The sequence below is a fragment of the Aeromicrobium sp. MLTX1 genome (genome assembly GCF_046452335.1).
Taxonomy (GTDB): Bacteria; Actinomycetota; Actinomycetes; order Propionibacteriales; family Nocardioidaceae; genus Aeromicrobium.
The window spans coordinates 1,808,557-1,835,140 of sequence record NZ_JBKFDN010000001.1 but is presented as its reverse complement, the minus strand read 5'-3'; the positions used below and the strand labels follow the sequence as shown (position 1 = coordinate 1,835,140).

The 26,584-nt window shown below is 71.2% G+C and carries 29 protein-coding genes and 1 tRNA gene; 13 read left to right on the top strand and 17 right to left on the bottom strand.

The window, feature by feature from the left end; all coding sequences use genetic code 11:
- Positions 1 to 4 precede the first annotated feature (4 nt).
- Both ACK99Q_RS08875 and glpK read right to left on the bottom strand, forming a co-directional pair.
- Positions 5 to 1,063, bottom strand: coding sequence for an alpha/beta hydrolase (locus ACK99Q_RS08875; RefSeq protein ID WP_410185771.1), 1,059 nt, complete (start codon positions 1,061 to 1,063; stop codon positions 5 to 7).
- On the bottom strand, positions 1,060 to 2,568 hold the full coding sequence (glpK, locus tag ACK99Q_RS08870; protein ID WP_410185770.1) for a glycerol kinase GlpK: 1,509 nt from the start codon (positions 2,566 to 2,568) through the stop codon (positions 1,060 to 1,062). The genes ACK99Q_RS08875 and glpK overlap by 4 nt, the downstream gene beginning before the upstream one ends.
- 113 nt (positions 2,569 to 2,681) lie before the next feature.
- On the opposite strand from glpK, the gene ACK99Q_RS08865 reads away from it, so the two are divergent.
- Positions 2,682 to 4,199: a phytoene desaturase family protein gene (locus tag ACK99Q_RS08865; RefSeq protein WP_410185769.1), complete on the top strand. Its 1,518-nt coding sequence runs from the start codon at positions 2,682 to 2,684 to the stop codon at positions 4,197 to 4,199.
- Positions 4,200 to 4,202: 3 nt separating this feature from the next.
- Here ACK99Q_RS08865 and ACK99Q_RS08860 read toward each other — a convergent pair whose 3' ends face one another.
- On the bottom strand, positions 4,203 to 4,931 hold the full coding sequence (locus ACK99Q_RS08860) for a dienelactone hydrolase family protein (RefSeq protein ID WP_410185768.1): 729 nt from the start codon (positions 4,929 to 4,931) through the stop codon (positions 4,203 to 4,205).
- Between the two features lie 69 nt (positions 4,932 to 5,000).
- On the opposite strand from ACK99Q_RS08860, the gene ACK99Q_RS08855 reads away from it, so the two are divergent.
- Positions 5,001 to 5,076 (top strand) — tRNA-Lys (locus ACK99Q_RS08855).
- Between the two features lie 41 nt (positions 5,077 to 5,117).
- Here the strand turns inward: ACK99Q_RS08855 and ACK99Q_RS08850 are convergent.
- Positions 5,118 to 5,369 (bottom strand): acylphosphatase, encoded by a 252-nt coding sequence (locus tag ACK99Q_RS08850; RefSeq protein ID WP_410185767.1) that lies wholly within the window; start codon positions 5,367 to 5,369, stop codon positions 5,118 to 5,120.
- Between the two features lie 22 nt (positions 5,370 to 5,391).
- Positions 5,392 to 5,634 carry a helix-turn-helix domain-containing protein gene (locus ACK99Q_RS08845; protein ID WP_410185766.1) on the bottom strand — a complete coding sequence of 81 codons (243 nt, stop codon included), beginning with the start codon at positions 5,632 to 5,634 and terminating at the stop codon, positions 5,392 to 5,394.
- A 76-nt stretch (positions 5,635 to 5,710) separates the two neighbouring features.
- Here ACK99Q_RS08845 and ACK99Q_RS08840 point away from each other — a divergent pair, with 76 nt between their 5' ends.
- Both ACK99Q_RS08840 and ACK99Q_RS08835 read left to right on the top strand, forming a co-directional pair.
- Positions 5,711 to 6,169: a MarR family winged helix-turn-helix transcriptional regulator gene (locus ACK99Q_RS08840; RefSeq protein WP_410185765.1), complete on the top strand. Its 459-nt coding sequence runs from the start codon at positions 5,711 to 5,713 to the stop codon at positions 6,167 to 6,169.
- Positions 6,166 to 6,471 carry a hypothetical protein gene (locus tag ACK99Q_RS08835; protein ID WP_410185764.1) on the top strand — a complete coding sequence of 102 codons (306 nt, stop codon included), beginning with the start codon at positions 6,166 to 6,168 and terminating at the stop codon, positions 6,469 to 6,471. The genes ACK99Q_RS08840 and ACK99Q_RS08835 overlap by 4 nt, the downstream gene beginning before the upstream one ends.
- Position 6,472: 1 nt before the next feature.
- Here the strand turns inward: ACK99Q_RS08835 and nhaA are convergent, their stop codons facing one another.
- Together nhaA and ACK99Q_RS08825 are read right to left on the bottom strand one after the other, a co-directional pair.
- A complete protein-coding gene (gene nhaA / locus ACK99Q_RS08830; protein ID WP_410185763.1) occupies positions 6,473 to 7,723 on the bottom strand; it encodes a Na+/H+ antiporter NhaA in 1,251 nt (416 codons plus the stop codon).
- Positions 7,724 to 7,810: 87 nt separating this feature from the next.
- On the bottom strand, positions 7,811 to 8,284 hold the full coding sequence (locus ACK99Q_RS08825) for a PaaI family thioesterase (RefSeq protein WP_410185762.1): 474 nt from the start codon (positions 8,282 to 8,284) through the stop codon (positions 7,811 to 7,813).
- Between the two features lie 38 nt (positions 8,285 to 8,322).
- Here ACK99Q_RS08825 and ACK99Q_RS08820 point away from each other — a divergent pair, with 38 nt between their 5' ends.
- Genes ACK99Q_RS08820 through ACK99Q_RS08810 form a run of 3 tightly spaced genes read left to right on the top strand, consistent with a single transcriptional unit; the run spans position 8,323 to position 10,849 of the window.
- On the top strand, positions 8,323 to 8,886 hold the full coding sequence (locus tag ACK99Q_RS08820; RefSeq protein ID WP_410185761.1) for a TetR/AcrR family transcriptional regulator: 564 nt from the start codon (positions 8,323 to 8,325) through the stop codon (positions 8,884 to 8,886).
- A 4-nt stretch (positions 8,887 to 8,890) separates the two neighbouring features.
- Positions 8,891 to 9,217, top strand: coding sequence for a DUF503 domain-containing protein (locus ACK99Q_RS08815; protein ID WP_410185760.1), 327 nt, complete (start codon positions 8,891 to 8,893; stop codon positions 9,215 to 9,217).
- Positions 9,218 to 9,274: 57 nt separating this feature from the next.
- Positions 9,275 to 10,849 carry an SLC13 family permease gene (locus ACK99Q_RS08810; protein WP_410185759.1) on the top strand — a complete coding sequence of 525 codons (1,575 nt, stop codon included), beginning with the start codon at positions 9,275 to 9,277 and terminating at the stop codon, positions 10,847 to 10,849.
- A gap of 128 nt (positions 10,850 to 10,977) precedes the next feature.
- Here the strand turns inward: ACK99Q_RS08810 and ACK99Q_RS08805 are convergent, their stop codons facing one another.
- Genes ACK99Q_RS08805 through ACK99Q_RS08785 form a run of 5 tightly spaced genes read right to left on the bottom strand, consistent with a single transcriptional unit; the run spans position 10,978 to position 18,929 of the window.
- A complete protein-coding gene (locus ACK99Q_RS08805) occupies positions 10,978 to 12,183 on the bottom strand; it encodes an MFS transporter (RefSeq protein ID WP_410185758.1) in 1,206 nt (401 codons plus the stop codon).
- Positions 12,180 to 12,941, bottom strand: coding sequence for a respiratory nitrate reductase subunit gamma (gene narI, locus ACK99Q_RS08800; RefSeq protein ID WP_410185757.1), 762 nt, complete (start codon positions 12,939 to 12,941; stop codon positions 12,180 to 12,182). Before narI ends, ACK99Q_RS08805 begins: the two co-directional genes overlap by 4 nt.
- Entirely contained in the window at positions 12,938 to 13,567 is a 630-nt protein-coding gene (narJ, locus tag ACK99Q_RS08795) for a nitrate reductase molybdenum cofactor assembly chaperone (RefSeq protein ID WP_410185756.1), read from the bottom strand. The genes narI and narJ overlap by 4 nt, the downstream gene beginning before the upstream one ends.
- Positions 13,564 to 15,228, bottom strand: coding sequence for a nitrate reductase subunit beta (gene narH / locus ACK99Q_RS08790; protein WP_410185755.1), 1,665 nt, complete (start codon positions 15,226 to 15,228; stop codon positions 13,564 to 13,566). Before narH ends, narJ begins: the two co-directional genes overlap by 4 nt.
- The gene (locus tag ACK99Q_RS08785) at positions 15,228 to 18,929 is read right to left on the bottom strand and encodes a nitrate reductase subunit alpha (RefSeq protein ID WP_410185754.1); all 3,702 of its coding nucleotides are present in this window, start codon (positions 18,927 to 18,929) and stop codon (positions 15,228 to 15,230) included. The genes narH and ACK99Q_RS08785 overlap by 1 nt, the downstream gene beginning before the upstream one ends.
- A 65-nt stretch (positions 18,930 to 18,994) precedes the next feature.
- Here ACK99Q_RS08785 and ACK99Q_RS08780 point away from each other — a divergent pair, with 65 nt between their 5' ends.
- Genes ACK99Q_RS08780 through ACK99Q_RS08770 form a run of 3 tightly spaced genes read left to right on the top strand, consistent with a single transcriptional unit; the run spans position 18,995 to position 20,914 of the window.
- The gene (locus tag ACK99Q_RS08780) at positions 18,995 to 19,552 is read left to right on the top strand and encodes a molybdenum cofactor guanylyltransferase (protein WP_410185753.1); all 558 of its coding nucleotides are present in this window, start codon (positions 18,995 to 18,997) and stop codon (positions 19,550 to 19,552) included.
- Positions 19,545 to 19,787 (top strand): DUF6457 domain-containing protein, encoded by a 243-nt coding sequence (locus ACK99Q_RS08775; RefSeq protein ID WP_410185752.1) that lies wholly within the window; start codon positions 19,545 to 19,547, stop codon positions 19,785 to 19,787. Before ACK99Q_RS08780 ends, ACK99Q_RS08775 begins: the two co-directional genes overlap by 8 nt.
- A complete protein-coding gene (locus ACK99Q_RS08770; protein WP_410185751.1) occupies positions 19,784 to 20,914 on the top strand; it encodes a molybdopterin molybdotransferase MoeA in 1,131 nt (376 codons plus the stop codon). Before ACK99Q_RS08775 ends, ACK99Q_RS08770 begins: the two co-directional genes overlap by 4 nt.
- Here the strand turns inward: ACK99Q_RS08770 and ACK99Q_RS08765 are convergent.
- Positions 20,895 to 21,722: a CPBP family intramembrane glutamic endopeptidase gene (locus ACK99Q_RS08765; protein WP_410185750.1), complete on the bottom strand. Its 828-nt coding sequence runs from the start codon at positions 21,720 to 21,722 to the stop codon at positions 20,895 to 20,897. The two genes, ACK99Q_RS08770 and ACK99Q_RS08765, sit on opposite strands and share 20 nt — an antisense overlap.
- Before the next feature lie 40 nt (positions 21,723 to 21,762).
- On the opposite strand from ACK99Q_RS08765, the gene arsC reads away from it, so the two are divergent.
- The 3 genes from arsC (at position 21,763) to ACK99Q_RS08750 (ending at position 24,198) form a co-directional block, all read left to right on the top strand.
- Entirely contained in the window at positions 21,763 to 22,104 is a 342-nt protein-coding gene (gene arsC, locus ACK99Q_RS08760; RefSeq protein ID WP_410185749.1) for an arsenate reductase (glutaredoxin), read from the top strand.
- Positions 22,105 to 22,268: 164 nt separating this feature from the next.
- Positions 22,269 to 23,318 (top strand): HpcH/HpaI aldolase/citrate lyase family protein, encoded by a 1,050-nt coding sequence (locus tag ACK99Q_RS08755; RefSeq protein WP_410185748.1) that lies wholly within the window; start codon positions 22,269 to 22,271, stop codon positions 23,316 to 23,318.
- A 10-nt stretch (positions 23,319 to 23,328) separates the two neighbouring features.
- Positions 23,329 to 24,198 carry an HpcH/HpaI aldolase/citrate lyase family protein gene (locus ACK99Q_RS08750; protein ID WP_410185747.1) on the top strand — a complete coding sequence of 290 codons (870 nt, stop codon included), beginning with the start codon at positions 23,329 to 23,331 and terminating at the stop codon, positions 24,196 to 24,198.
- 67 nt (positions 24,199 to 24,265) lie between these two features.
- Here ACK99Q_RS08750 and ACK99Q_RS08745 read toward each other — a convergent pair whose 3' ends face one another.
- From ACK99Q_RS08745 to ACK99Q_RS08730, 4 genes are all read right to left on the bottom strand, one after another.
- A complete protein-coding gene (locus ACK99Q_RS08745) occupies positions 24,266 to 24,529 on the bottom strand; it encodes a hypothetical protein (protein ID WP_410185746.1) in 264 nt (87 codons plus the stop codon).
- A 340-nt stretch (positions 24,530 to 24,869) separates the two neighbouring features.
- Positions 24,870 to 25,988, bottom strand: a complete 1,119-nt coding sequence (locus ACK99Q_RS08740) for an FUSC family protein (protein ID WP_410185745.1) — start codon at positions 25,986 to 25,988, stop codon at positions 24,870 to 24,872.
- Positions 25,985 to 26,305: a GroES family chaperonin gene (locus ACK99Q_RS08735; RefSeq protein WP_410185744.1), complete on the bottom strand. Its 321-nt coding sequence runs from the start codon at positions 26,303 to 26,305 to the stop codon at positions 25,985 to 25,987. The genes ACK99Q_RS08740 and ACK99Q_RS08735 overlap by 4 nt, the downstream gene beginning before the upstream one ends.
- Positions 26,305 to 26,574 carry a DUF3618 domain-containing protein gene (locus ACK99Q_RS08730; RefSeq protein WP_410185743.1) on the bottom strand — a complete coding sequence of 90 codons (270 nt, stop codon included), beginning with the start codon at positions 26,572 to 26,574 and terminating at the stop codon, positions 26,305 to 26,307. Before ACK99Q_RS08730 ends, ACK99Q_RS08735 begins: the two co-directional genes overlap by 1 nt.
- Positions 26,575 to 26,584: the final 10 nt, after the last annotated feature.

Genomic DNA, 26,584 nt, shown 5'->3' with positions numbered 1-26,584 from the left:
AGTGTCAGGCCATGGCCGCCGCGATCGCTCGGGCAATGCGGGTGGTGGCCTCCCGTGCGGGACGGCTGACGCCGGTGATGTTCACGAAGGCGTGGATCAGCGATCCCTCGCGCGCCAGCGTGGTCGGCACGCCCGCCTGCTCGAGACGCTCGGCGTAGGCGATCCCCTCGTCGCGCAGCGGGTCGAAGCCCGCCACGGCGACGTACGCCGGCGGGGCCCCGGACAGGTCGGGCTCCAGCAGCGGCGAGGCCTGCGGGTCGAGCGCGTCGGCCGGATCCGCCAGGTAGCGCTCGCGGTACCAGTCCATGTGCTTCTCGGTGAGGAAGAAGCCGTCGGAGAACTCCTGGTACGACGGGTGCTTGGTGGACAGGTCCGTGACAGGGAACAGCAGCACCTGGAGCGCGGGCACGACGTCGCGACCGCGGAGCCGGTTGGACAGCACGGCGCTGAGGTTGCCGCCGGCGCTGTCGCCCGCGACGACGATGCGATGCGGGTCGAGCCCCCAGCCGGGTGCGTGCTCGACGGCGAAGTCCCACGCGGCCTCGGCGTCCTCGACCGCGGCCGGGAACGGGTGCTCGGGGGCGAGCCGATAGTCGACCGACAGGACGTCGACGCCGGCCTCGGTGGCTAGGAAGCGCACCGCCGAGTCGGTGCTGACACGGCTGCCCAGCACCCAGCCGCCGCCGTGGAAGTACACGACGAGCCCCTTCGACTCGGTGGTCGCGCGGTAGCGGGTGGCCGGGATCGGACCGGCCGCGCTCGGGATCAGAAGGTCCTCCTCGACGGCGAAGTCGGGGAAGACGTCGGCGAACACGAGGGCCTCGTCGGTCAGCATGCGGCGGGCCTGCTCGACGGGGTGCTCGGTGAAGTCGCCTCCGGGGATCCGGTTGAGGACGCGCAGCGCCACGGCGATCTCGGGCGAGAGCTGCTCGCCGTCGCGATTGACCGGGGCATGCCGGCCGAGCCGCGCGACGACGGACTCCGGCAGTCGGGCGAAGCCGCGCACCACGGCCCGCTCGGCCATCGCCGCGGCGGACAGGCCCGCGCTGGTCCCGGCGCTCACTCGACCCACCCCAGCGTGCGCTCGACGGCCTTCTTCCACTGGTGGTAGCCGGCCTCGCGCTGCTCGTCGTCCCAGTCGGGGCTCCAGCGCTTCGACTCCGACCAGTTCGCCACGAGCTCGTCGGTGCTGGCCCAGAAGCCGACGGCGAGGCCGGCGGCGTAGGCGGCGCCGAGGCACGTGGTCTCGGGGACCACCGGGCGGCTGACCTCGATGTCGAGGATGTCCGCCTGGATCTGCATGCACAGCTCGTTCGCGGTGATGCCGCCGTCGACGCGCAGCACCTCCAGCTCGATGCCCGAGTCCGCGATCATGACGTCGACGACATCCTTGCTCTGGTAGCAGATCGCCTCGAGGGCGGCCCGGGCCACGTGGGCCACGGTGTTGAAGCGCGAGAGCCCGACGATCACACCGCGGGCGTCGGAGCGCCAGTACGGCGCGAACAGGCCGCTGAACGCCGGCACGAAGTAGACGCCGCCGTTGTCGTCCACCGTCTCGGCGAGCGCCTCGGAGTCGGCGGCGTCGTCGAAGACCTTGAGCTGGTCGCGCAGCCACTGGATCGCCGATCCCGTGACGGCGATCGAGCCCTCGAGCGCGTAGACGGGCGGCTCGTCGCCGAACCGGTAGGCCAGCGTGGTCAGCAGCCCGCGGTCGGAGCGCACGATCTCGGTGCCGGTGTTGAGCACGAGGAAGTTGCCCGTGCCGTACGTGTTCTTGAGCATGCCCGGCTCGAAGCAGGCCTGACCGACGAGCGCGGCGTGCTGGTCGCCGAGGTTGCCCGCAAGGATCACCTCGGCGCCGAACGGGCCGTCCTTGGTGGTGCGTCCGAACTCCTGCGACGAGGAGGTGATCTCGGGCAGCATCTGCCGCGGGACGTCGAAGATCTCGAGCAGCTCGTCGTCCCACTCGAGGCTCTCGAGGTTCATCAGCATGGTGCGGCTGGCGTTCGTGACGTCGGTGACGTGGACGCCGCCGTCGGTGCCGCCGGTGAGGTTCCAGATGAGCCAGGTGTCGATCGTGCCGAACAGCGCGTGCCCGGCCTCGGCGTCCTCGCGCACCCCGTCGACGTTCTCCAGGATCCAGTGCAGCTTGCCGCCGGCGAAGTACGCGGCGGGCGGCAGGCCGGACCTGGCGTGGATGACCGATCCGTGGCCCTCCTCGTCGAGCCGCTTCGCGAGGTCGGCGGTGCGGGTGTCCTGCCAGACGATCGCGTTCGCGTAGGGCTCGCCCGTGCGCCGGTCCCACACGACCGTGGTCTCGCGCTGGTTGGTGATGCCGACGGCGGCGAGGTCGGCCGCGGTGATCCCAGCGGCCTCGAGTCCCTTCTCGATGACCTCGCGGGTGTTCTCCCAGATCTCGGTCGCGTCGTGCTCCACCCAGCCGGCCTGCGGCAGCACCTGCTCGTGCTCGACCTGGTGCCGCCCCTGCTCCTCCCCGCGGTGGTCGAACACCATGAACCGCGTGCTGGTCGTCCCCTGGTCGATCGCGCCGACGAACTCCTGTGACATGCGCCTCACCCTAACGAGCCGGGGTCGCTTGGACGGACGATGAGGCATTTCGCCCCGCCGAGGTACCCGAATGCCTCATCGTTCGTGAGCCGGCGCGCCCGTAGGCTCGGGACATGGCCGAACGCGTCGTCATCGTCGGGGCAGGACACAACGGGCTCGTGGCGGCGGCGCTGCTGGCGCGGGCGGGGCTCGACGTGCTGGTGCTCGAGCGGCTCGACCGCGTGGGCGGTGCCGCGGTGAGCGCGCAGGCGTTCGACGGGCACGACGCGCGGCTCTCGCGCTTCTCCTACCTCGTGAGCCTGTTCCCGCAGGCGCTCATCGACCAGCTGGGGCTCGACCTCGAGCTGCGGTCTCGCGACACCGCGTCGTTCACGCCGTGGCGCCGCGACGGACGCGCCGGCGGGCTGCTCATCGAGACCTCCGGCGGCGAGGCCACGCGCGCCTCGTTCGCCGAGCTCACCGGCGGCGACGCCGAGTTCGAGGCCTGGAACGCGTTCTACGACGAGGTCGGCACGCTGGCCCGGGCCCTCGCGCCCACGCTGCTCCAACCGCTCCCCCACATCGGCGACATGCGCGACCACGTCGAGATGGCGATCTGGACCGATCTCGTCGAGCAGCCCATCGGCGAGGCCATCCGCCGCCGGTTCGCCGACGACGTCGTGCGCGGTGTCGTCGCCACCGACGCGCTGATCGGCACCTTCGCGTCGCTCGAGGACCTCTCCCTCGTGCAGAACCGCTGCTTCCTCTACCACCTGATCGGCAACGGCACGGGTGAGTGGCGCGTCCCCGTCGGCGGCATGGGCGCGGTCACGCAGGAGCTCGCCCGGGTCGCCACCGAGGCCGGCGCGGAGATCCGCCTCAACTCGGCCGTCGACGGCATCGACGTGAGCGACGTCGACGTCACGATCTGCGGCGACGGGTTCGTCGAGCGCGCCGACCACGTCCTGTTCGGCGCGGCGCCGTACGTGCTGGAGCGGCTGCTCGGCCACTCCCCGACCAGCAAGCCCGCGGGCGCCCAGCTCAAGCTCAACGTCCTGCTCTCACGACTGCCCGAGCTCGCCTCGGGCGTGGACCCGCGCGTGGCGTTCGCCGGCACGTTCCACCTCGACGAGTCCTTCGAGCAGCTGCAGCACGCGTGGTCGGTCGCCGAGTCGGGCGACCTGCCGCCGGCCACCGGCGAGTTCTACTGCCACACCCTGACCGACCGCTCGATCCTCGGACCCGAGCTGCGCGACACCGGCGCCGAGACGCTGACGTACTTCGGCCTGCACACGCCGCCCGGCGTCCTCGACGCCCCCGGCGCCAAGGAGGAGGCCGTGAAGCGGGTCCTGGCCGCGCTCGACGAGCACCTCGCCGAGCCGATCGAGCCGCTCATCCTCGGGATCGAGGCGAAGACCCCCACCGAGATCGAGCACGAGCTGGCGATGCCGGGCGGCCACATCTTCCACGGCGACCTCGCGTGGCCGTGGCTCGAGGAGGGCGAGCGCCCGCACTCGCCGGCCGAGCGCTGGGGCGTCGCGACCGCGCACCCGCGGGTGCTGCTGTGCGGCAGCGGCGCGCGCCGCGGCGGAGCGGTCAGCGGCCTCGGCGGCCACAGCGCGGCCCGGGCGCTGCTCGACGCGCTCTCCTGACCGTCACCGCAGCCGCTCGTCGAGGAAGTCCAGGACCGCATCGACGGCGCGCTGCTGTCGGTGCAGCGTCAGGGTGCTGTGCTTGCGGCCCGGGAACTCCACGGCGATGAACCGCTCCCTCAGCTCGCGCCGCAGGACCTCGAAGCGCCCGCCGGAGGCCGGGTCGTCCTCGTAGCGCAGACCCAGCACGGGACAGCCGGAAGCGACCCGGTCCAGCACCCGCGCGTGGTCGGCGGGCGACAGCCCGAGGTCGCGCGAGCGCGCGGGCGTGACGGGGAACGGCAGCGACGGCTGGGCGAGGACCGGTGCGACCACCGCGTCGTCCACCAGCATCGCCAGGGCGAACCCGCCCGTGAAGCACATCCCGACCGCGCCGACGCCGGGACCGCCCACCGAGGCGTGCAGGTCGGACGCGAGCGCCGCGAGCCATCGCGTCACGGGAGCCGTGCGGCGCAGCGCGAGCGCCGTGAACTCCTTGCTGACGCAGCCGCGCACCACCGACCGGACCGTGTAGCCCGCCGTCATCGGCCGTCCGGGGTCGCCGAACAGGTTCGGCATGACCACCGTGAAGCCGCGCTCGACCACCTCGTCGGCGAACGCGATGACCTCCGGCGTGATCCCGGGCAGCTCGTGCAGGACGACGACACCGGGACCCGTGCCGCGCCGGAACGTCTCGTGCGTGATCCCCTCGTGGGCGAAGGTGCTGCGATTCCAGTCCGCGATGGTCGTCATGTCGTCATGGTGGCACTCGATTTCATGTCGCGGGAGGGTGTGCGCTAGAGTTGGTGATCGCGTCACCGAGCACCCCTAGCTCAATTGGCAGAGCAGCTGACTCTTAATCAGCGGGTTCAGGGTTCGAGTCCCTGGGGGTGTACCACCAGCACTGAGGCCCCGGTTCACACCGGGGCTTTCGTCGTCTCAGCGGACGTCGAATCCGCTCGACTCCACCGGCTCCAGATCGGTCACGTCGTGCGACTCCACCACCGAGCCGGGAGGCCCCTCGGCCATCCACGCGAGGACGGCATCGAGCCGCTCGGGCTCTCCCTGCAGTTCGGCCTCGACCGTGCCGTCGTCGCAGTTGCGCACCCAGCCGGTGACCTCCGCGCGCTCGGCCACGAGGCGCGTGGACCAGCGGTAGCCGACGCCCTGCACCCGGCCGCGCACCGTCACGTGGACCCGCCTCACCGAGGCCTCAGTCCGAGCCGTACTGCTTGATCGCGCGGCTGATGCTGGTGTGCGAGACGCCGACCTCGTCGGCGATCTCCTGGTACGACATCCCGGCCTCGATCGCCGTGGCCAGGGCGGCCGCCCACTCGCGCCGGGCGCGGGAGATGGCCTCCTCGTACTCGGAGGTGGCGGCGTCGTACGAGTCGCGCGCCGCGCGGAGCGCCCGGGGCACGGTCTCGTCGTACTCGCGACGGTGGCGGAAGGCCATGGGGCCAACTTAAGCCCCGGCGGGTCCGGGCGCGAGACGATTTCGTGAGCCCACGAACCATTAGTACACTGATGACATGACGACGGCCCCGAACCCGCTCTCCCTGGACGAGCAGGTGTGCTTCGCGCTCTCGGTCGCGTCTCGCACCGTGATCGGCTGCTACCGCGACGTCCTCGAGCCGCTCGGCCTCACCCATCCGCAGTACCTCGTGATGCTGGCGCTGTGGGAGAACGATGGCCTCACCCTGCGCGGACTGAGCGACGCCCTGCGCCTCGAGCCGGCCACCGTGTCGCCGCTCGTCAAGCGCCTGGAGACGGCCGGCCTCATCCGCCGCGACCGGCGTGCCGGCGACGACCGGGCCTTCTCGCTCACCGTCACCGACGAGGGTCGCGCCCTGCGCGAGCAGGCGCTGGCCGTCCCGGCCACGATGCTCGAGCGCTTCGACATGGACGTCGCCGAGCTCCAGCAGGTCAACCGATGGCTGCACGAACTCATCGAGCGGGCCGACCGGGCCCACGAAAGGACCACGGCATGAGCCAGCGCCTCCCCGACGCCTCGGAGGAGTCCCTCAACATCGTCCGCCGCCGGATCATGGCGATCACGTGGGTGGTCACCTCGATCCACGGCCTGTTCGGCGCGATCGGTGCCGCGCAGGCGATCGGCGCCGACCGGCGCAGCGACCAGATCATCCTGCTCGGCGTCTCGGTCCCGCTCGCGATCATCATCTACGCCGTCACGGTCGTGATCCTGCAGAAGCCGTTCCTCGGCTGGAGGACCACCCCGTGGCTCGTCCTGCTGCTGGGGATCTGCGCCGCGGGCTTCGTCTGGGTGCTCTGACTCAGCGCTGGAACGCGTCGGGCACGCCGTCGCCGTCGTCGTCCAGCGACTCCTCGCGCTCGACGTCGCGGTAGTGCCGGTTGCGGCGTCGCAGCACGATCGCGGCGAGGACCGACGCCGTCAGGGAGCCGGCGAGCACGCCGATCTTCACGTACTCCTCGAGCTCGTCGGTGGCGTACGCGAGGTCGCCGATCAGCAGCGAGACCGTGAACCCGATGCCCGCGAGCATCGCCACGCCGAGGACGTCGATCCAGCGGATGCTCGGGTCGAGCTGCGCCTTCGTCGTGGCCGACAGCAGCATCGCGCTGCCGACGATGCCGATCGGCTTGCCGAGCACGAGGCCCGCCACGATGCCGAGGGTGACCGGCGAGCTGAACGCGTCCGCCAGCACGTCGCCCGACACGGCGACGCCCGCCGCGAAGAACGCGAACACGGGCACGGCGAAGCCCGTGGAGACGGGGCGCACCCGGTGCTCCATCCGCTCGGCGGTGCTGTGGTCGCCGCGCGCCGGCACGGTGAAGCCCAGCAGCACGCCCGCGACGGTCGCGTGCACGCCCGACTCGTGCATGAGGATCCAGGTCAGCACCGCGAGCGGCACCAGCAGCCACGCCGTGCGCGGCCCACGCCGGACGACCAGGGCGAACAGCGCCAGCGGGACGAGCATCGCGGCGAGCATCAGCAGGTCGACCGAGGCGGTGTAGAAGACCGCGATCACCGTGATCCCGAGCAGGTCGTCGACGACGGCGAGGGTCAGCAGGAACGTGCGCAGCGCCGACGGGAGGTGCGTGCCGAGGACCGCGAGCACCGCCACCGCGAACGCGATGTCGGTGGCGGTGGGGATCGCCCAGCCGTCGGTGGTGCCGTGGCCGAGGTTGAACGCCACGAAGATCAGCGCCGGGACGGCCATGCCGCCGACCGCCGCCACCACGGGCAGGGCCGCGCGGCGCGGGTCGCTGAGGTCGCCCGCGACGAACTCACGCTTGAGCTCGAGCCCGACGACGAAGAAGAAGATCGCCAGCAGGCCGTCCGCCGACCACTGCGAGACGGTGAGGTCCAGGTGCAGCGCCGCAGGGCCGATGCGGGTCTGGGCGAGGTCGAAGTACGCGGCGGACCAGGGCGAGTTGGCCCAGACGAGCGCGGCGAGGGCGGCGACCACGAGGATCGTGCCGCCCACGGTCTCGCGGCGCAGGATGTCGGCGATGCGGGCGGACTCGGGCCAGCTGCCACGGGTGAACAGGCCGGGTGAGGTCATGGTGGTCCTTCAGGGGTCGGTGGCAGGACGCCGACCAGACTTCCCGGCACACCTGACGACCACCCTAGCGGGCGTCGTCGCGACCGCTCAGGAGTAGATCATGCACGTCGTGGTGCCGTGCGCGACGAGCTTGCCGTCGGGGTCGAGCACCTTGCCCTCGGCCGTGGCGGTGCTGCGACCGGCGTGGATGATCGAGCCGGTGCCCGTCAGCGTGCGGCCGTCCACCGGGACCGTGCGGATGTAGTTGACCTTGAGCTCGAGCGTGCCGTAGCCGACTCCGGGGCCCAGCATCGTGTGCACGGCGCAGCCCATCACCGAGTCCAACAGGGTCGCGCAGGCGCCGCCGTGGAGCGTGCCGAGTGGGTTGGCCGCCGTCGGCAGCGACTGGATCGTGAACGTCGCCTTCCCCTCCTCCAGCGAGATCACCTGCATGTCGAAGAGGTCACCGATCACGGCGGGGCGCTGGTCGCGCGGCAGCGTGAAGGCGAACCGGAGGAACTCGAGCCCGGTCATGCGGGACATCTGGGCGAGCTGTTCATCGGTGAGCGGCAGGGCGATCATGCTGGTCAATGTAGACCGATCGGTCTATGGTGTCCACCATGGCCTCCCGCACCTCGCCCCGCGAGCGGCTCCTCGACGCCACGATCACGTCGCTGCGGCGCCACGGCGTCCAGGGCACGGGCATCGCCGAGCTGCTCAGCTCCAGCGGGACGGCGCGCCAGTCGATCTACCAGCACTTCCCCGGCGGCAAGGCCGAGCTCGTCGCGGCGGCCACCCGTCGCGCCGGCGACTTCATGGCCCGCCGCGACGGCGCGGCCGGACCGCACGCCCACCTCGATCTCCGGATCGACTGGTGGGTGGGCCAGCTGGAGCGCCACGACTACGCCCTCGGCTGCCCGGTCGCCGCGGCCGCGATCGCCGGCAGCGAGTTCCCCCAGGTCGTCGAGGCGGCGGCCGAGGTCTTCGACACGTGGACGCGCTCCTTCGCCGACCTCCTGGTCGAGGCCGGTGCGCAGCCGGAGCCCGCCACCGCCTTCGCGCGCTTCCAGATCAGCGCCATCGAGGGCGCGATCCTGACCGCGCGCGCCCTGCGCACCGTCCAGCCGCTGGAGGACCTGCGCACGCACCTCCACCGCCTCGTCGACGACCTCCTGCCACACTGATCACGTGTGGGTGGGATGGATCGAGTTCGACCTGCGGCTCGGTGACGTGCACTCCCTCAAGGAGAAGCGCGCCATCGTCCGCCCGATCGTCAACGAGCTGCGGCGTCGGTTCTCGGTGTCCGCCGCCGAGACCGACTCGCTCGACCTCTACCGCCGCGCGGGGATCGGTGGCTCCCTCGTCTCGATCGACCGCGCGCACGTCGTCGAGGTGCTCGACGCCGTGGAGCGCTGGGTGGCCGAGCGGCCCGAGGTGGAGATCCTCCAGGCGCACCGCCACCTGGCCAGCAGCGCCGACGACGAGGACGACCAGGCCGAGCTCCCGTTCGCGTAACCCCTGGGGCCTCCCTAGGCTGATGTGACTCCGATCACCACCGCCAGGGGGGGCGCGATGAGCACGGCCGAGGAACGACCGACCACCTACCGCACGTTCGACGAGGTCCAGGAGACGCTCAGTCCGGCCGAGCAGCGCTTCGAGCGCATCCGCCGCACGACCGGGCTGTTCGCGGGTCCGATCCTGGGCATCGTGGCGTACATCGCCTGCGGCTCGCTGGACGAGCCGGCGCAGCGCCTCGCGGGCGTGCTCACCTGGGTCGCCGTCTACTGGATCTGCGAGGCGATCCCGATCCCGGTCACCGCGATGCTCGCCATGGCGGCCGTGATCGCCCTGGGCATCGCGACCGCCGACGACGTCTTCGGCGCGTTCGGCAACAGCACGATCTTCGTGTTCATCGGCGGCTTCATCCTCGCCGAGTCGATGCGCAAGCACGGGCTCGACCGGCGCTTCGCCTTCGGGATCCTGAGCCTGCCCGGCGTCGCCGCGTCCACCACGCGCATCATCGTGGCGTTCGGCGCGATCACCGCCCTGCTGAGCGGCTTCGTCTCCAACACCGCGACCGCCGCCATGATGATGCCGATCGGCGCCGGCATCGTCGGCTTCATGGCCTCGGCCATGCGCCGCAGCAGCGACGGCGACACCGACCTCAACCCGCAGCGACTCCAGTTCGCCACCGCACTGATGCTGATGGTGGCCTACAGCGCGAGCGTCGGCGGCCTGCTCACCCCCGTCGGCAGCCCGCCGAACCTCATCGGCCGCGCGTACCTCGAGGAGGAGCTCGACGTCACCGTCCCGTTCTTCCAGTGGATGATCCTGGCGTTCCCGCTCGTCCTGCTGATGTTCCTCGTGCTGTGCATCGTGCTGGTGCGGCTGAACAAGCCCGAGATCAAGCGCGTCGAGGGCGTGGAGGGCTACATCGCCGAGGAGCGGAAGAAGCTCGGCACGATGGGCCCCGGCGGCCGCAACACCCTCATCGCGTTCGCCGTCGCCGTCGCCCTGTGGGTGCTGCCCGGCGCGGTCGGTCTGGTCACCGGAGGCGAGTCCGACACGTACGACTGGCTGCTCGAGCACCTCGACGAGGGCGCCGTCGCGATCTTCGCCGCCTCGCTGCTGTTCCTGCTGCCGCTCGACTGGGGCAAGCGCGAGTTCACGCTGAACTGGAACGACGCGGTGAAGATCGACTGGGGCACGATCATCCTCTTCGGCAGCGGCATCGCGCTCGGCGGTCTGCTGTCGTCCACCGGCCTGGCCGAGACGATGGGCACGTCGCTGTCCGACCTGCTCGGCACGGACACCCTCGTCGGCATCACGATCCTGGCCACCGTCATCGCGGTGCTCATCAGCGAGACGACCAGCAACACCGCGAGCGTCGTCGTGGTGGCGCCGATCGCCGCGCAGCTCGCGCTGGCCGCCGACGTCAACCCGGCCATCCCCGTGCTGGCCGCCGTCTTCGGCGCCTCGTTCGGCTTCATGCTGCCGGTCTCCACGCCGCCGAACGCGATCGTCTACGGCACGGGCATGGTGCCGATCACCAAGATGCTCCGCTCGGGCATCGTGTTCGACATCATCGGCATCGTCATCATCGTCACGGGCGTGACCGTGATGGCGAACCTGCTCGGGATCGGCTGACGCGCGCCCCGACCCAACTTTTGTGACGCGTTTCGGGCGGATCGCCCGATCTCGCCCGAAACCTGTCACAGAAGTCGGCAGAGGCGTCACAAAAGTCGAGTCGGGGCGAGGGCGAAGGAGACGGGGCGCTAGGCCGAGGCGGTCCGCTTCGACCTGATCCCCCACTGGGAGAAGGCGCAGGCGCCGAGCGCCACGACCATGAGGAGGACGAGGCCGACCGTGTAGCTGTGGTCGGCCTCGTTGTAGGTCGCCCCCATGACCAGTGGCGGGAAGAAGCCACCGAGGCCGCCGGCCGCACCGACGATGCCCGTGACGCTGCCGACCCGTTCGGCAGGGGCCAGCTGAGCGACCCAGGCGAACACCGAGCCGGTGCCCAGGCCCAGGAAGAGCGCCAGCAGGATGAACGACGCCCCGGCCGGGACCTCCGGCACGGGCTGGAGGGCGACGACGCCGGCCATCACGACGGTGCCGAGCAGCGAGATCCCGGTGATCATCTTGGGGCCGACCTTGTCCGACAGGATGCCGCCCAGCGGACGTGCGGCCACGGCGGCCAGGGCGAAGCCGGCGGTCCGGGTGCCCGCGGCGGCGAGGTCGAAGTCGTAGACGTCCTTGAGGTAGGTCGGCAGGTAGGTGGAGAAGGCGACGAAGCCACCGAACGCCACGGCGTACAGGAACGACAGCTGCCACGTGATCGGCAGCTTCGCGGCGCCGACCAGCTTCGGCACCACCGGGTCGTGGTTGGGCGACCACGCGGGCGAGTCGCGCATCATCGTCCACGACAGGAGCGCCACCGCCACCAGGGCGGCCGCGATGAGGACGTGCGTCATCCCGTAGCCGAACCACTCGACCATCCGCGGCGTGAAGAACGCCGAGAGGGCCGTGCCGCCCATGCCCGCGCCGAACACGCCCGTCGCGAAGCCCCGGCGCGGCTTGTCGAACCACGCGTTCACGAACGGGATGCCCACCGCGAACGTCGTGCCGGCGATGCCCAGGAAGAACCCGAACAGCAGCAGCAGCGGGTACGAGCCTCGGTCGCCGGCGAACGCGACCAACAGCACGAACGGCGCCGACACCAGCATGAGGACGGGGAACATGATCCGGCCGCCGAAGCGGTCGGTCAGGGCGCCGGCGAGGATGCGGCCGAGCGAGCCGACCAGCACGGGCGTGGCCACGAGCAGCGACTTCTCCCCCGCGGTCAGGTCGAGCTGCTCGGCGTACCTCACGCCCAGTGGCGCGATGACGTTCCACGCCCAGAAGCTGATCGCGAACGCGAGCGTCGCCAGTGCCAGGTTCCGGCCCCGGCCCGCCGCGAGGGCCTGCTGCTGATCGCTCACCGGTCTCTCCTTCTTCCCGCGTTGTCACGGGTGCCGACGGGGTCCCAGCCGGGCCGCGGGTCGCGGGCTCCGGCACCGTGCGCCGCGTCGCGGCTCCGGTAGACGATGTAGGGGCGGAACAGGTAGTGCAGGGGCGCGGTGAAGGCGTGCACGAGCCGCGTGAACGGCCAGATCGTGAACAGCAGCATCCCCACCAGCACGTGGATGTGGAACTGGAACGGCGCCGCCGCCATCGCGTCGACGTCGGGCTGGAGCACGAAGATCGAGCGGAACCACGGCGAGACCGTCTCGCGGTAGTTGTGCGCCTCGTGGCCCGCGCCGATCGAGACGAGCGTGGTCCACAGACCCAGCACGATCGCGGCCACGAGCACGACGTACATGACCTTGTCGTTGGTGGTGGTGGCCATGAAGACCGGGCCGGTCGTGCGCCGGCGGTAGATCAGCAGCGCCAGCCCGCCGAGCGTCAGCACGCCCGCGATCGTGCCGAAGAACAGCGCGTTGAAGTGGTAGAGGTCCTCCGAGACGCCCACCGCCTCGGTCCAGCTCTCGGGGATGACGAGGCCGCCGAAGTGGCCGATCGCCACCATGAGGATGCCGAAGTGGAAGGCCGGCGAGCCGATCCGCAGCAGTCGGGACTCGTAGAGCTGCGACGAGCGGGTCGTCCAGCCGAACTTGTCGTACCGGTAGCGCCAGATCGTGCCCCCGACCAGCACCGCCAGCATGACGTAGGGCAGGACGCCCCACAGCAGGACGTTCATCGGCGTGCTCCTTCCGCGAGCGGCAGCAGCCGCGGGTCGAACGGCTCCAGGCCGACGGTCTCGGTGGGCTGCACGGGCCCGGCGAGGGCCATCGCCTCGGTGCGCGTCCGGGGTGACTCGCCCGGCAGGGTCGCGCACACGGCGCGCACGGCCCCGGCCCACGGGGACGCGTCGTCCTCCAGCTCGATGCGCAGCAGCTCGAGGCTGGCGCGGTAGCGCTGCAGCAGCGCGGCGCCGGCCTCCGGGTCGACGACCGCGGCGAACTCCAGCACGACCGGGAGGTGGTCGGGCAGCTCGCCGCCGAGCCGCACGACCTGGCCGCTGTCGCGGTAGACCTGCTTGAACGCGGCGAGCACCTCGCCGCGGCGGCGGGTGTCCCCCTCGGTCCAGTACGAGAGGTGCAGCGCGTGCCGGCGGGTCAGGTCGAACGTGTCGACGTAGAGGTGGCGCAGCTCCTCCGGGTCCGTGGCGACGAGCCGCTCGATCACGTCGAGCAGCTCGCGGACGGCCCGCGTCGGTCGCTGCTCGCGCAGAGCCGCGGCCAGCTGCGGCAGCGCCTCGACCACGTCGTCGTGCGGGTACGACAGCACCCACGACGCGACCTGGTGGACCACCGGGGTGCTCATGACTCCTCGCCCCGCTCGGGGAACAGTCCCTGCGGCACGCCGTTGCCGTCCCAGTTGAGGAGGTTGACGCGCGACCGCAGGTGCTCGCCGCCGGCCGGGGTGTCGGTCTGCTGACGGTCACGGAGGGCTTGGAACGTCTCGACCGCGACCGGGACCGGTCCGCCGCTGGCCTCGCCGAACGGGCCCGATCCGCCCATGCCGGGGCCGTCCTCGAAGTCGAGCGAGCAGCCGATCTCCTCGAGGTGGTGGGCGTCCTCGGCGTGCGCCTTCGGAATGACGTAGCGCTCCTCGTACTTGGCGATCGCCATGAGCCGGTACATCTCGTACATCGACTCCTCGGTCATCCCGACGGCCTCGGGGATCGAGCCGTCGGGCTCGCGCCCCAGGCTCACGTCGCGCATGTAGGAGCGCATCGCCGCGAGCTTGTTGAGCACCTCGGCGATCACCTCGGTGTCGCCCGCGGTGAACAGCTCGGCGAGGTACTCCATCGGGATCCGCAGCGAGCCGATCGCGCCGAAGAGGGTCTCCGGCGCCTCCGCGTCGTGGCCCTGCTCGCGCAGCAGGTCGACGATCGGCGACAGCGGCGGGACGTACCAGACCATCGGCATCGTGCGGTACTCCGGATGCAGCGGCAGCGCCACGCGGTACTTCTTCGCCAGCGCGTAGACGGGCGACCTCCGGGCCGCGTCGATCCAGTCCTCGGGGATGCCCTGCTGGCGGGCCAGCCGCGCCACCTCGGGGTCGTTCGGGTCCAGCATGAGGTCCAGCTGGGCCTCGTACAGGTTCTGCGGGTCCGGGGTCGAGGCGGCGTCCGTCACGGCGTCGGCGTCGTAGAGGAACAGGCCCAGGTAGCGCAGCCGGCCGACGCACGTCTCGGCGCAGACGGTGGGCAGTCCGACCTCGATCCGCGGGTAGCAGAACGTGCACTTCTCGGCCTTGCCGGACTTGTGGTTGAAGTAGATCTTCTTGTAGGGGCAGCCGGTGATGCACTGGCGCCAGCCGCGGCAGCGGTCCTGGTCGACCAGCACGATGCCGTCCTCGGCCCGCTTGTAGATCGCGCCCGAGGGGCACGACGCCATGCACGACGGGTTGAGGCAGTGCTCGCAGATCCGCGGGAGGTAGAACATGAACGTCTGCTCGAACTCGAACCTGATCCTGTCCTCGCTCTCGCGGCGGACCTTCTCCACGATCGGGTCGAGGTGCCCCAGCTCGCTCGTTCCGGCGAGGTTGTCGTCCCAGTTGGCCGACCACGAGACCTTCGTGTCCTCACCGGTGATGAGCGACTTCGGGCGCGCGACCGGAAAGTCGTCGCCCAGCGGGGCCTCGATGAGCGTGGAGTAGTCGTACGTCCAGGGCTCGTAGTAGTCGCTCAGCTCGGGCTGGACGGGGCTGGCGAAGATGCCGAACAGCTTGCGCAGCCGGCCGCCCGCCTTGAGCGTCAGGTTGCCGCGGCGGTTCAGCTCCCAGCCGCCCTTCCACTGCTCCTGGTCCTCGTACCGGCGCGGGTAGCCCTGTCCGGGCCGCGTCTCGACGTTGTTGAACCACACGTACTCGGTGCCCGCGCGGTTCGTCCACGCCTGCTTGCACGTGACCGAGCACGTCTGGCAGCCGATGCACTTGTCGAGGTTCATCACCATGCCCATCTGGGCCATGACCCTCATCAGTACGTCACCTCCTGCGACCGGCGACGGATCGTCGCGATGATGTCCCGCTGGTTGCCCGTCGGGCCCAGGTAGTTGAACGCGTAGGACAGCTGCGCGTAGCCGCCGATGAGGTGCGTCGGCTTCACGAGCACGCGGGTCACGCTGTTGTGGATGCCGCCGCGCCGGCCCGTGAACTCCGACTTCGGCACGTCGATCGTGCGCTCCTGCGCGTGGTAGACGTACGTGACGCCCTCGGGCAGTCGATGCGTGACGATCGCGCGGCACACGAACACGCCGTTGGCGTTCGAGCACTCGATCCAGTCGTTGTCCTTCACCCCGATCGCGGCCGCGTCCTCCTGGCTGAGCCAGGCGGTCGGGCCGCCGCGCGAGAGCGACAGCATCAGCAGGTTGTCCTGGTACTCGGAGTGGATCGACCACTTCGAGTGCGGCGTCAGGTAGCGCACCGTGATCTCGCGGTCGCCGTTCTCGCCCAGCCGTGGCCCGCCGAAGAGCCGGCTCATGTCGAGGGGTGGTCGGTAGATCGGCATCGCCTCGCCGAGGTCGCGCATCCAGTCGTGGTCGAGGAAGAAGTGCATGCGGCCGGTGAGCGTGTGCCACGGCTTGAGCCGCTCGACATTGACGGTGAACGGCGCGTACCGCCGGCCTCCGGTCTCCGAGCCCGACCACTCCGGCGACGTGATGACCGGGACGGGCGCGGCCTGCGTCTGGGCGAAGGTGATCCGCTTCTCCTCCGAGCCCTCGGCCAGGTCGGCCAGCCGCTTCCCGACGCGCTTCTCCAGGGTGTGGAAGCCCTGCGTCGCGAGCTCGCCGTTCGTGGTGCCCGAGAGCGTCAGGATCGCCTCGGCCATCTTCGCGTCGGTGTCGATCGCCGGGCGACCCGCGGCGACGCCCGAGTCGAACACTCCCCCGGACTGCGCGAGCAGCGACAGCGCCTGCGTGAGGTCGAACGTCACGTTCTTGACCCCGAAGCCCATGCGGTCGGCCAGCGGCCCGATCGCCTTGAGCTTGTCGGCGACCGCGGTGTAGTCGCGCTCGATCAGGTGCAGCGCGGGCATCGTCCTCCCCGGGATCGGCTCGACGTCGCCGCGCTTCCAGTCCAGGACCACGCCGCCGGGCTGGGCCGTCTCGCCGGGGGTGTCGTGCTGCATCGGCACGGCCACGATGTCGCGACGCACGCCGAGGTGGGTCCTCGCCAGCTCGGAGAACCTCTTCGCCACGTGGTGGAACATCGAGAAGTCGGTCTGGGACTCCCACGGCGGGTCGATCGCCGGCGTGAACGCGTGCACGAACGGGTGCATGTCGGTCGAGGAGAGATCGTGCTTCTCGTACCAGGTGGCGGCCGGGAAGACCACGTCCGACAGCAGGGTCGTCGAGGTCATGCGGAAGTCGGCCGAGACGAGCAGGTCGAGCTTGCCCTCGGGCGCCTCGTCGCGCCAGACGACGTCCTTCGGCCGGACCGAGGCCTCCCCGTCGACCGCCTTCGTGTTCGAGTGCGTGCCCAGCAGGTGCTTGAGGAAGTACTCGTTGCCCTTCGCGGACGACCCGAACAGGTTCGAGCGCCACAGGGTGAGCGTGCGGGGCCAGTTCTCGGGGGCGTCGACGTCCTCGATCGCGAACCTCAGTGACCCGTCCTTGAGCCGCTGTACGACGTAGTCGTTGACGTCCTCGGCCGTGCCCGCCTCGATCGCGGCGAACGCCTCGTCGGCGAGGTCGAGCGGGTTGCGGTCGAACTGGGGGTAGAACGGCATCCAGCCCAGCCGCGCGGACTGCGCGATCGTGTCGGCCGTGTGCATGCCCGTCAGGTGCCCCTCCGCGAGCGGCGAGGCGAGCGCGTCGGCCTGGTAGCCGTCGGAGCGCCACTGGTCGGTGTGCATGTACCAGTAGGAGGTGCCCGTCATCGTGCGCGGCGGACGGCTCCAGTCGAGGTTGTTCGCCAGCGAGATCCAGCCCGTGATCGGCCGGCACTTCTCCTGGCCCACGTAGTGCGCCCAGCCGCCGCCGTTGCGGCCCATGCTGCCGGTGAGCAGCAGCATCGACAGGATCGCGCGGTAGGTCGCGTCGGCGTGGAACCACTGGCAGACGCCGGCGCCCAGGATGATCATGGAGCGGCCGTTCGACTCCTCGGCGTTCCTCGCGAACTCGCGCGCCACGCGCACGCACGCCTCGGGCGTGACGCTCGTGACCTCCGCCTGCCACGCGGGCGTGTAGGGCGAGGTCGCGTCCTCGTAGCCCGCGGGCCACTCGCCCGGCAGGTCCGGACGACCGACGCCGTGCTGCGCCAGCATGAGGTCGAAGACCGTGGTGACCAGCTGGTCGCCGACGCGGGTGACGGGCACGCCGCGGCGCAGCACCTCGCCCTCGCCGTCGACGCCCGCGAAGGACGGCAGCAGCACCTCGGCTGCCTCGGTCTCGAGCCTCGCGTCCCGCAGCGACAGCGCCGGGGTGACGCCCTGGAGGTCGAGGTTCCACCTGCCCTCGCCCGACTCGGAGTAGCGGTCGCCGAGCGTGCCGTTCGGGACCACGGTCTCGCCCGTGGCCGCGTTCACCAGGACCGTCTTCCACGCGGCCTCCGGCGTCTCGTCGCCGAGGTCGCGCGCCGTGAGGAACTTGCCCGGGACGAGGCCGCCGTGCTCCTCGTTCTGCTTCAGCGTGATGAGGAAGGGCAGGTCGGTGTACTGGCGGACGTAGTCGACGAAGAACGGCACCCGCCGGTCGACGAAGAACTCCTTGAGGATGACGTGCGTCATCGCCATCGCGAGCGCGCCGTCGGTGCCGGCCTGCGCGGGAAGCCACTCGTCGGCGAACTTCGTGTTGTCGGCGTAGTCGGGGCTGATCGTCACGACCTTCGTGCCGCGGTAGCGGACCTCGGCCATCCAGTGCGCGTCCGGCGTGCGGGTCACGGGGACGTTCGAGCCCCACATCATGAGGTAGGTGGAGTCCCACCAGTCGCCGGACTCGGGGACGTCGGTCTGGTCGCCGAACACCTGCGGACTGGCCACCGGCAGGTCGGCGTACCAGTCGTAGAACGACGTCATCGCGCCGCCGAGCAGGTGGGTGAAGCGGGCGCCGACGGCGTGCGACACCATCGACATCGCCGGGATGGGGCTGAAGGTCGCGATCCGGTCGGGCCCGTGCTGCTTGATCGTGTGCACCTGGGCGGCGGCGGTGATCTCGACGGCCTCCTGCCAGTTGGTGCGGACGAAGCCGCCCTTGCCGCGCGCCTGCTGGTAGCGGCGGCGGCGCTCGGGGTCGCCGACGACGTCGGCCCAGGCCAGCACCGGGTCGCCGAGGCGCTGCTTCGCCTCGCGGTACATCTCCAGCAGCACGCCGCGCGCGTACGGGTAGCGGACCCGCGTGGGCGAGTAGGTGTACCAGGAGAAGGCAGCGCCCCGAGGACAGCCGCGCGGCTCGTACTCGGGGCGATCGGGTCCGACGGAGGGGTAGTCGGTCTGCTGCGCCTCCCACGTGATGATCCCGTCCTTGACGTAGACCTTCCACGAGCACGAGCCCGTGCAGTTCACGCCGTGGGTGGACCGGACGACCTTGTCGTGGCTCCAGCGGTCGCGGTAGAAGACGTCGCCCCGGCGGCCGCCCTCGCGGAACACGGCACGCCCGTCGTCGGTCTCCTCCCAACGGGTGAAGAACCTCCCGGTCTTCAGCAGTGCAGCGCTTGCGGGGCCATCGAGGGGCTTCGCCATACTCCACCTGAACGCGTGGGGTGGGTCACACGCAACCCACCCATCACGTGGGGCACGATGAGTCCATGCCCCCGTTCCACGCGATCGTCCTCGCGGGCGGGCGGGCGACCCGACTCGGCGGGATCGACAAGGTCATGGTCCCGGTCGGCGGACGGCCGCTCCTCGCCCACGCGGTGGCCGCGGCATCGCAGGCCGATCGCGTGGTCGTGGTCGGCCCGTGGCGCCGGCTCGACCTGCCGCGCGAGGTCGCGTGGGTGCGCGAGGACCCGCCCCTCTCCGGACCGGCGCACGCCGTGGCCGCCGGTCTCGCGGCGCTCCCACCGGACGCGGACGGCGAGGTGCTCGTGCTGGCGGCCGACCTCGTCCGGCCCGACCTGCTGGTCGCCGCGCTCCGAGGCGGTGAGGGCAACCGCGTCGCCGTCGATTCCACCGGCCGACGCCAGTGGGCCGCCTGCGTCGTGCGCGCCGGTGAGCTCGCCTCGGCCGTCGCGGCGGCACCCACCGAGGGCGCCTCCCTGCGATCCTTGATCGGCCGGCTCGACCCGGTCGACGTCCCCGTCGGCGCCGCGGCCGGGGCCGACCTCGACACGCCCGACGACCTGGAGGAGCACGCCGATGACTGACGAGACCCTGACCCGCTGGTGGCAGGCGCTGACCGCCGAGCTGGGCATCGACCCGCAGGCGGACCCCGAGGCGCTGCTCGACCTGGCCGGCACCGCCGCGCACTCCGTGGTCCGTCCCGCAGCCCCGCTCACCACCTTCCTCGTGGGCTACGCCGCGGGGCGCGCCGACGCCGGCGCCGACGGCATGACCGAGCTCATCACGCGGGCCGAGCGGGCGGCCGAGGACTTCGCGTGACCGATCCGCCCTGGGAGCGGGCCCGGGAGCTGGCCCGCGCGGCCGCGCGCCCGGCCGAGCCCACCGACCTCAACGTGCACGGCGCCCTCGGCACCACCGCCGCGGCCGACCTGTGCGCGCTCGGCTCCGTCCCTCACGCCGCGACCTCGGCGATGGACGGCTGGGCCGTGACGGGCCCGGGTCCGTGGCGGCTGGACGAGTCCGACGAGCCACTGGAGTCGGGTCGCGCCCGGCCCATCGTCACGGGCGGCGTGCCGCCCGAGGGCACCGACGCCGTGCTCCCGACGGAGCGGGGCGAGCTCGACGGCGAGCTCCTACAGGGCGAGGCTCCCCCGGCGGGCCGCCACGTCCGTCCGGCCGGCGAGGAGGCGCAGGAGGGCGATGTCATCGTGCCGTCGGGTTCACTGCTGACGCCGGCCCGGCTGGCGGTGCTGGCGGCCGCGGGCCACGACCTCGTCCGCGTGCGTCATGCGCCGCTCGTCCACCTGCTCGTCACCGGTGACGAGCTCATCGGTGCCGGCGTTCCCGCGGCCGGACAGGTCCGCGACGTCATGACCCCGATGCTGCCGCCCCTGCTGGCGGCGCTCGGCGCCAAGACCTCCCACCACGAGCGCGTCCACGACGACGCCTCCGCGCTGGTCGCCCAGGTCGGGCACAGCGACGCCGACCTCGTGGTCAGCGCCGGCGGCACCGGACGGTCCCCCGCCGACCCGATCGAGTCCGCGTGGGACCGGCTCGGCGCCGACGTCCGGTTCCGTGGCGTGGACATGCGTCCCGGCCACCCGGTCTCGCTGGCCGTCCTGCCCGACGGCCGCCCGTGGCTGGCACTGCCCGGCAATCCGCTGGCCGCCGCCGTCACCGCGCTGTCCTTCGTGCCGGCGCTCGTCGCGGGCTTCACGGACGCGCCACTGCCCCGGCTCGACCAGGAGGTGGCCGCCGCGGGGTTCGAGGGTCGGGCCGGCACCACGCTCGTCCCCGCCGCGCGCACTCCCGACGGCCTCGTCCCGGCAGGAACGAGCCGTCCTCACATGCTCCGCGGCCTCGCCGATGCCGACGCGGTGGCCGTGGTCCCGGCCGGCGGCGTGGAGTCCGGCGCGACGCTCGAGGTCATCCCTCGGGTGTGGTGACGCCTCCGCGTCCCTTCACGAACAGGACCGCCACGAACCCGAACGCGATCAGTGCCGTGGTCAGGACGAGCGCCACCTGCGACGAGCCGCTGGGCGCTGCGCCCACAGCGGTGTCGATCCCGCCCGCCGCGAGCATCGTGGTCGGGTCGGTGAGGCCGTGCAGGACGATCGCGGCCCAGATCGTTCCCGTGACCCGCATGGTCAGGTACATGCACATGCCGAACGCGAAGGTGTAGACCACTGTCCCGGCCACGACCTGCAGGCTCATCCCCGAGATCAGGTTGCTCAGGTGCATGAGCGCGAACAGCAGGGACGACAGGAAGGCCACGAGCCGCTCACCGTGTCCCGCCTCACGAACCATCCGCACCACGAAGCCTCGCGTGGCGAGCTCCTCGGTGAAGCCGACGCAGACGCCCAGCACGGCGAGAGCGGCCAGCTGGCCGGCGCTCCAGCGGCTCCAGTCGACGCCGGCGAGGTGCGCCACGATCGCGCCGAGGACGAGCACCGGCGCGATCCACATCCAGCGTCGGCCCTCCACCGGCTGACGGCCGAAGATCTCCGCGAGCCAGCCCTGGCGCGCCGCGAAGAGCGCGAGCGCCACTCCGCCGATCGCGATCGGTGCGGCGACGAGCAGGATGCCGCCGGCCGTGCCGAGTGGATCGTCCTCGTCCACTCCGCCGCCGAAGAGGCGGCCGATCAGCTGGCCGACGGCCAGGTAGAACGCGAGGTAGCCGAGCACGAGAAGCACGGCCTTCCCGATGGTGGGGCGGGACCAAAACCCGGTCCGGTCGTGCGAGGCCGTTGTCATGTCCCGCAGCCTAGGGCGCTCACCGCACTACGGTGGAGACGTGGACGCGACGATCTATCACCATCCCCGCTGCACGACCTCCCGCAAGACGCTGGACCGGCTCCGCGAGGCCGGCGTCGAGCCGACGATCGTGAAGTACGTCGACGCGGGCTGGACCGAGCAGCAGCTGCGCGACCTCTTCGCCGCGGCCGGGCTCACCCCGGCCCAGGCGGCTCGCAGGCGCGAGCCGCTCTACCGCGAGCTAAGTCTCGCCGACGCCACCGACGACCAGATCCTGGCCGCGATGGTCGAGCACCCGATCCTCGTCGAGCGCCCCTTCGTCGTGACCGACAAGGGCGCGCGTCTGGCCCGGCCCATCGAGTCAGTCGACGAGATCCTCTAGCTCCCGAGATGTGCTCCTCAATCCACCTTTGAGAGGTCCTGAAAGGTGGATTGAGGAGCACATCTCGAGGCGGGCGGAGGTCCGTGAGCCCGGACCCGTCGCGCCCGTCCGGGCGCGGCGCGCCATACTGGCCCCGACCCTGACTCCCACGGAAGAGAGTTCCCGTGCGCAATCCTCGTGCCTTCCTGCGTCCGCTGGCCGTCGGCGCCCCGAAGCCCAGCTCCGACGTCCCGTTCCGCCCGAGCCGGATGATCCACTTCTTCGACCCGAGCAACGAGAAGATGGCCGCGAAGGTGCCGGACATCGCGAAGAAGGTCGACATCATCCTCGGCAACCTCGAGGACGCGGTGAAGACCGAGAAGAAGGAGGCCGCACGCCAGGGCCTGGTCGACATCGCGAAGGCCACCGACTTCGGTGACACGCAGCTGTGGACCCGCGTCAACAGCCTCGACTCCCCGTGGGTGCTCGACGACCTCATCACGCTGGTCACCGAGATCGGCGACAAGCTCGACGTCATCATGGTGCCGAAGGTCGAGGGCGCCCAGGACATCCACTACGTCGACCGCCTGCTGGCCCAGCTCGAGGCCCGCGCCGGCCTCGACCGCCAGATCCTCGTGCACGCGATCCTCGAGACCGCCGAGGGCGTCGCCAACGTCGAGGAGATCGCCGCGGCCAGCCCGCGCATGCAGGGCATCAGCCTCGGCCCGGCCGACCTCGCCGCGAGCCGCCGCATGAAGACCACCCGCGTGGGCGGCGGCCACCCCGGCTACATCGTGCGCCAGGACCCGACCGGCGATGACCTCACCGTCGGCCGCACCACGTACCAGCAGGACCTGTGGCACTACACGATCGCGCGCATGGTCGACGCCTGCGCGATGAACGACATCCTCCCGTTCTACGGCCCGTTCGGTGACATCAAGGACGTCGTCGCGTGCGAGGACCAGTTCCGCAATGCGTTCCTCCTCGGCTGCGTCGGCGCATGGAGCCTGCACCCGGTGCAGATCGACATCGCGAAGAAGGTCTTCTCCCCCAGCCCCGAGGACGTCGCGCACGCGAAGCGCGTCGTCGAGGCGATGGGCGACGGCTCCGGCGCCGTCATGATCGACGGCAAGATGGAGGACGACGCCTCCTGCAAGCAGTGCCTCGTCATGCTCGACCTGGCCAAGTCCCTCGCCGAGCGCGACCCCGAGCTGGCCGCGGCCTACGACCTCTGAGGAGCCTGACATGACCGAGATCCGTCCCCGCCGCTCCGTCCTCTACATGCCGGGCGCCAACGAGCGCGCGCTGGAGAAGGCCAAGTCGATCGACGCCGACGCGCTGATCCTCGACCTCGAGGACTCCGTCTCCCCCGACGCCAAGGAGACCGGTCGCGCCAACGTGTGCGCCGCGGTCACCTCGGGCGAGTACGGCCACCGCGAGCTGGCCATCCGCGTCAACTCGATCGGCACGCAGTGGCACGACGACGACGTCGCGGCGGCCGCGCAGGCCGGCCCCGACGCGATCCTCGTGCCCAAGGTCGAGTCCGCCCAGCAGGTGCGCGACCTCGTCGCCGCCATCGAGGCCGCGGGCGCCCCGGCGCACACGCAGCTGTGGGCCATGATCGAGACGCCCACCGCCCTGCTGCACGCCGAGGAGATCGCCGCGGCGCACGAGCGCCTCACGGTGATCGTCATGGGCACCAACGACATCGTGAACGAGACCTACGGGCTGCACGTCCCGGGCCGCAACCCGCTCGTGCTCACGGCCCTGTCGTGGACCCTGCTGGCCGTCCGCGCCGCGGGCAAGGTCGTCATCGACGGCGTCTACAACGACGTCAAGGACGACGAGGGCTTCGCCGCCGAGGCCCGTCAGGGCCGCGAGATGGGCTTCGACGGCAAGACCCTCATCCACCCCTCGCAGGTGGAGCCGGCCAACGCCGCGTTCGCGCCCAGCGAGGCCGACATCGAGCGCGCCCAAGGCATGATCGCCGCGTTCGACGAGGCGATGGCCGAGAAGAAGGGCGTCGCCACGTACAACGGCAAGATGATCGAGGAGCTGCACATCCGCGACGCGAAGCGGATCCTGGCCTATGCCGAGGCGCTGCAGGGCCGCTGACGCCGTAGAACGCGAACGAGGCGCGTACCGGGACGAGAGTCCGGGTACGCGCCTCGTGGCGGTTCAGTCAGCGGTTGGCGCGAACGCCCCACACCTGGCTGTAGACGGAACGGGTCTGGCGCTGCGCGCGTCGACGGTGCTTCACCCGCTCCAGGACCACGACGCGATCGAGATCGGGGCGCGGTCGCGGCTTGATCTTCAGTTCGAACAACGACATGGAGGTCACCTCCTCTCCCGTGGTCGCCTCCGCGTGGACGGTCCCGGAGTTCGGGACGGGTGTCGGGGCAGGGGTGGTGTTCGCGGGCATGAGGTGGGTGAGAGTCGTGGTCATGACGCGCCTCCTTTCTGATTCGTGTGGATGGTGGGCAAAAGAAGAGCCGCTCCGGACGAGCGTCCGAAGCGGCTGGTGATACGTGTCGACAGAGAGAAGTCGACTAGGTCAGCAACACGACGGAGGAGCGCCCGGCGGCGTTCGTGAACACGAGGAACGGGGTCATCGGTGCTCACCTCCTGCGTCTGTGTGACGTGTCACTCCGGTCGGAGCGACCTGTCGAAACTAGTGGATCAATCCTCGTCTGTCGAGGGTTCCGGCGGCGTTTCGTCGGATTCGTCGTCGTGGACCAGCTCGGCGAGGCGTCGGCGCAGCTCGGCGAGCAGGTGACGGGGCTCCATCAGTCCACGTCCAGCAGGTCGTCGAGGGCCGTGCGCGGCACTCCCCCGGCCATCAGCAGGTCGGCCGCGAGCGACCGCACCTGGGCGGCGATCGAGGCCGTGTTGACGGTGAGTCGGTCGGCCATGGCGTGCATCGCCAGGTCGGAGGCCTGGACGAGGCGCTCGTTCGCCCGCTCGAGGTCGACGGAGGAGGCGTACTCGTCGGCGTAGATGCGCACGGCCTCGACCAGGGTCTCGACGGACTCGGCCAGGCCGTCGGGCGCATGCTCGCCGTGGCGCAGCATCGCCCCGACGCGACGCGCGAGCACCCGGGCGTCGCGCATCGCGTTGTCGAGGTCGTTGACGCTGCCGGCGTACCGCTCGACGTCGGCGCGCTCCTTCCAGCGCAGCGGCGCGAGCCGCACGATCTCGCTGACGTTGGCGGCCGTCGCGTGCAGCGACTCGATGATCGGCTGCGCGTCGCGTGCCTCGGCGAGGGCGGCGTCGGCCAGCTGGGCGTCGTGACCGCGCATGGCCGCGGCGATCCGCTCCAGGACTCCGGTCAGCCCGGCGAGCAGCTCCTGCAGGCCCTCGTCGATGTCGCGGCGGGTGTTGCGCGGCAGCACGAGCAGCATCGCGAAGCCGCACAGGCCGCCGATGAGGGCATCGATGAAGCGGCTCACGGCAGGGTTGGCCGCGCCCGCGAGCGGGACGATCGCCGCCAGCAGCACGCCCGAGTTGACGGCCTGCGTGAGCGCCATCCCGCGCAGGTTGAACAGCATCGCCACCACGGCGGTGAGCGACGCGACCAGCGCCATCTGCCAGGCGCCGCGGCCGATCGCCAGGATCAGCATCTCGCCCACGAGCACGCCGAACGCCACGCCCAGCACGAGCTCGAAGACGACGCGCTGGCGTCGGCCGGCGCCGCCCATCAGCGTGATCACGGCCGCGATCGGTGCGAAGAACGCCTGGCTGTGGCCCAGGACGTAGGTGGCGATGGCGAACGCGGCCCCCGTGGACAGGGCGATCCGCAGCAGCATGCGCCAACTGCGGCGCACGCGGCCGACCCGGTCCTGCAGCGTGACCTCGAGGCGGGGCACGCGCAACCGGCGGAACGGGAGCCGGTCGCGATCGCTCACAGGTACAGGCCGGTCTGGCCCTCGTCGATCCGCTCGGAGGCCACCGCGTGCAGGTCGCGCTCCCGGAGCAGGATGAAGCTCTCGCCGCGCACCTCGACCTCGGCGCGGTCGTCGGGGTCGAACAGGACCCGGTCGCCGACCTCGACCGACCGGACCTGCGAGCCCACGGCCTCGACCCGGGCCCAGCCCAGCCGGCGGCCCATCGCCGCGGTGGCGGGGATGACGATGCCGCCGGACGAGCGGCGGTCGCCGGCCTCCTTGTCGAGCGAGACCAGGAGCCGGTCGTGCAGCATCCGGATCGGGAGCTTGGCGTCCATCACTTCAGGAGTCGGCGCAGCACCGCGATGCCGGCGATCGTGCCGACCGTGGCGGCGACGACCGGGACGATGTGCTCGAATCGCGGACCGGTCTCCTCGTCGACGAAGTAGTCCTTGAGGCGCTGCACCTGGCGCTTGGCGATGTTGCCGGGCTTCACGCGATCGACGAGCTCGTCGATGTTGCCGCTGAGCCGCGTGAGCAGCACCTCGAGCTCGTCGACGATCTCGTCGGGGGACGCCTGGGCGGGGTCCGCATTTCCTCGTGCCACGGGAGTCCTC

Coding starts and splice junctions, on each gene's coding strand:
- glpK (WP_410185770.1), bottom strand. CDS start 2,568: ATGTCACAGGAGTTCGTCGGCGCGATCGACCAGGGGACGACCAGCACG.
- ACK99Q_RS08865 (WP_410185769.1), top strand. CDS start 2,682: ATGGCCGAACGCGTCGTCATCGTCGGGGCAGGACACAACGGGCTCGTG.
- ACK99Q_RS08860 (WP_410185768.1), bottom strand. CDS start 4,931: ATGACGACCATCGCGGACTGGAATCGCAGCACCTTCGCCCACGAGGGG.
- ACK99Q_RS08845 (WP_410185766.1), bottom strand. CDS start 5,634: ATGGCCTTCCGCCACCGTCGCGAGTACGACGAGACCGTGCCCCGGGCG.
- ACK99Q_RS08840 (WP_410185765.1), top strand. CDS start 5,711: ATGACGACGGCCCCGAACCCGCTCTCCCTGGACGAGCAGGTGTGCTTC.
- ACK99Q_RS08835 (WP_410185764.1), top strand. CDS start 6,166: ATGAGCCAGCGCCTCCCCGACGCCTCGGAGGAGTCCCTCAACATCGTC.
- nhaA (WP_410185763.1), bottom strand. CDS start 7,723: ATGACCTCACCCGGCCTGTTCACCCGTGGCAGCTGGCCCGAGTCCGCC.
- ACK99Q_RS08825 (WP_410185762.1), bottom strand. CDS start 8,284: ATGATCGCCCTGCCGCTCACCGATGAACAGCTCGCCCAGATGTCCCGC.
- ACK99Q_RS08820 (WP_410185761.1), top strand. CDS start 8,323: ATGGCCTCCCGCACCTCGCCCCGCGAGCGGCTCCTCGACGCCACGATC.
- ACK99Q_RS08810 (WP_410185759.1), top strand. CDS start 9,275: ATGAGCACGGCCGAGGAACGACCGACCACCTACCGCACGTTCGACGAG.
- narI (WP_410185757.1), bottom strand. CDS start 12,941: ATGAACGTCCTGCTGTGGGGCGTCCTGCCCTACGTCATGCTGGCGGTG.
- narJ (WP_410185756.1), bottom strand. CDS start 13,567: ATGAGCACCCCGGTGGTCCACCAGGTCGCGTCGTGGGTGCTGTCGTAC.
- narH (WP_410185755.1), bottom strand. CDS start 15,228: ATGAGGGTCATGGCCCAGATGGGCATGGTGATGAACCTCGACAAGTGC.
- ACK99Q_RS08785 (WP_410185754.1), bottom strand. CDS start 18,929: ATGGCGAAGCCCCTCGATGGCCCCGCAAGCGCTGCACTGCTGAAGACC.
- ACK99Q_RS08780 (WP_410185753.1), top strand. CDS start 18,995: ATGCCCCCGTTCCACGCGATCGTCCTCGCGGGCGGGCGGGCGACCCGA.
- ACK99Q_RS08775 (WP_410185752.1), top strand. CDS start 19,545: ATGACTGACGAGACCCTGACCCGCTGGTGGCAGGCGCTGACCGCCGAG.
- ACK99Q_RS08765 (WP_410185750.1), bottom strand. CDS start 21,722: ATGACAACGGCCTCGCACGACCGGACCGGGTTTTGGTCCCGCCCCACC.
- ACK99Q_RS08750 (WP_410185747.1), top strand. CDS start 23,329: ATGACCGAGATCCGTCCCCGCCGCTCCGTCCTCTACATGCCGGGCGCC.
- ACK99Q_RS08745 (WP_410185746.1), bottom strand. CDS start 24,529: ATGACCACGACTCTCACCCACCTCATGCCCGCGAACACCACCCCTGCC.
- ACK99Q_RS08735 (WP_410185744.1), bottom strand. CDS start 26,305: ATGGACGCCAAGCTCCCGATCCGGATGCTGCACGACCGGCTCCTGGTC.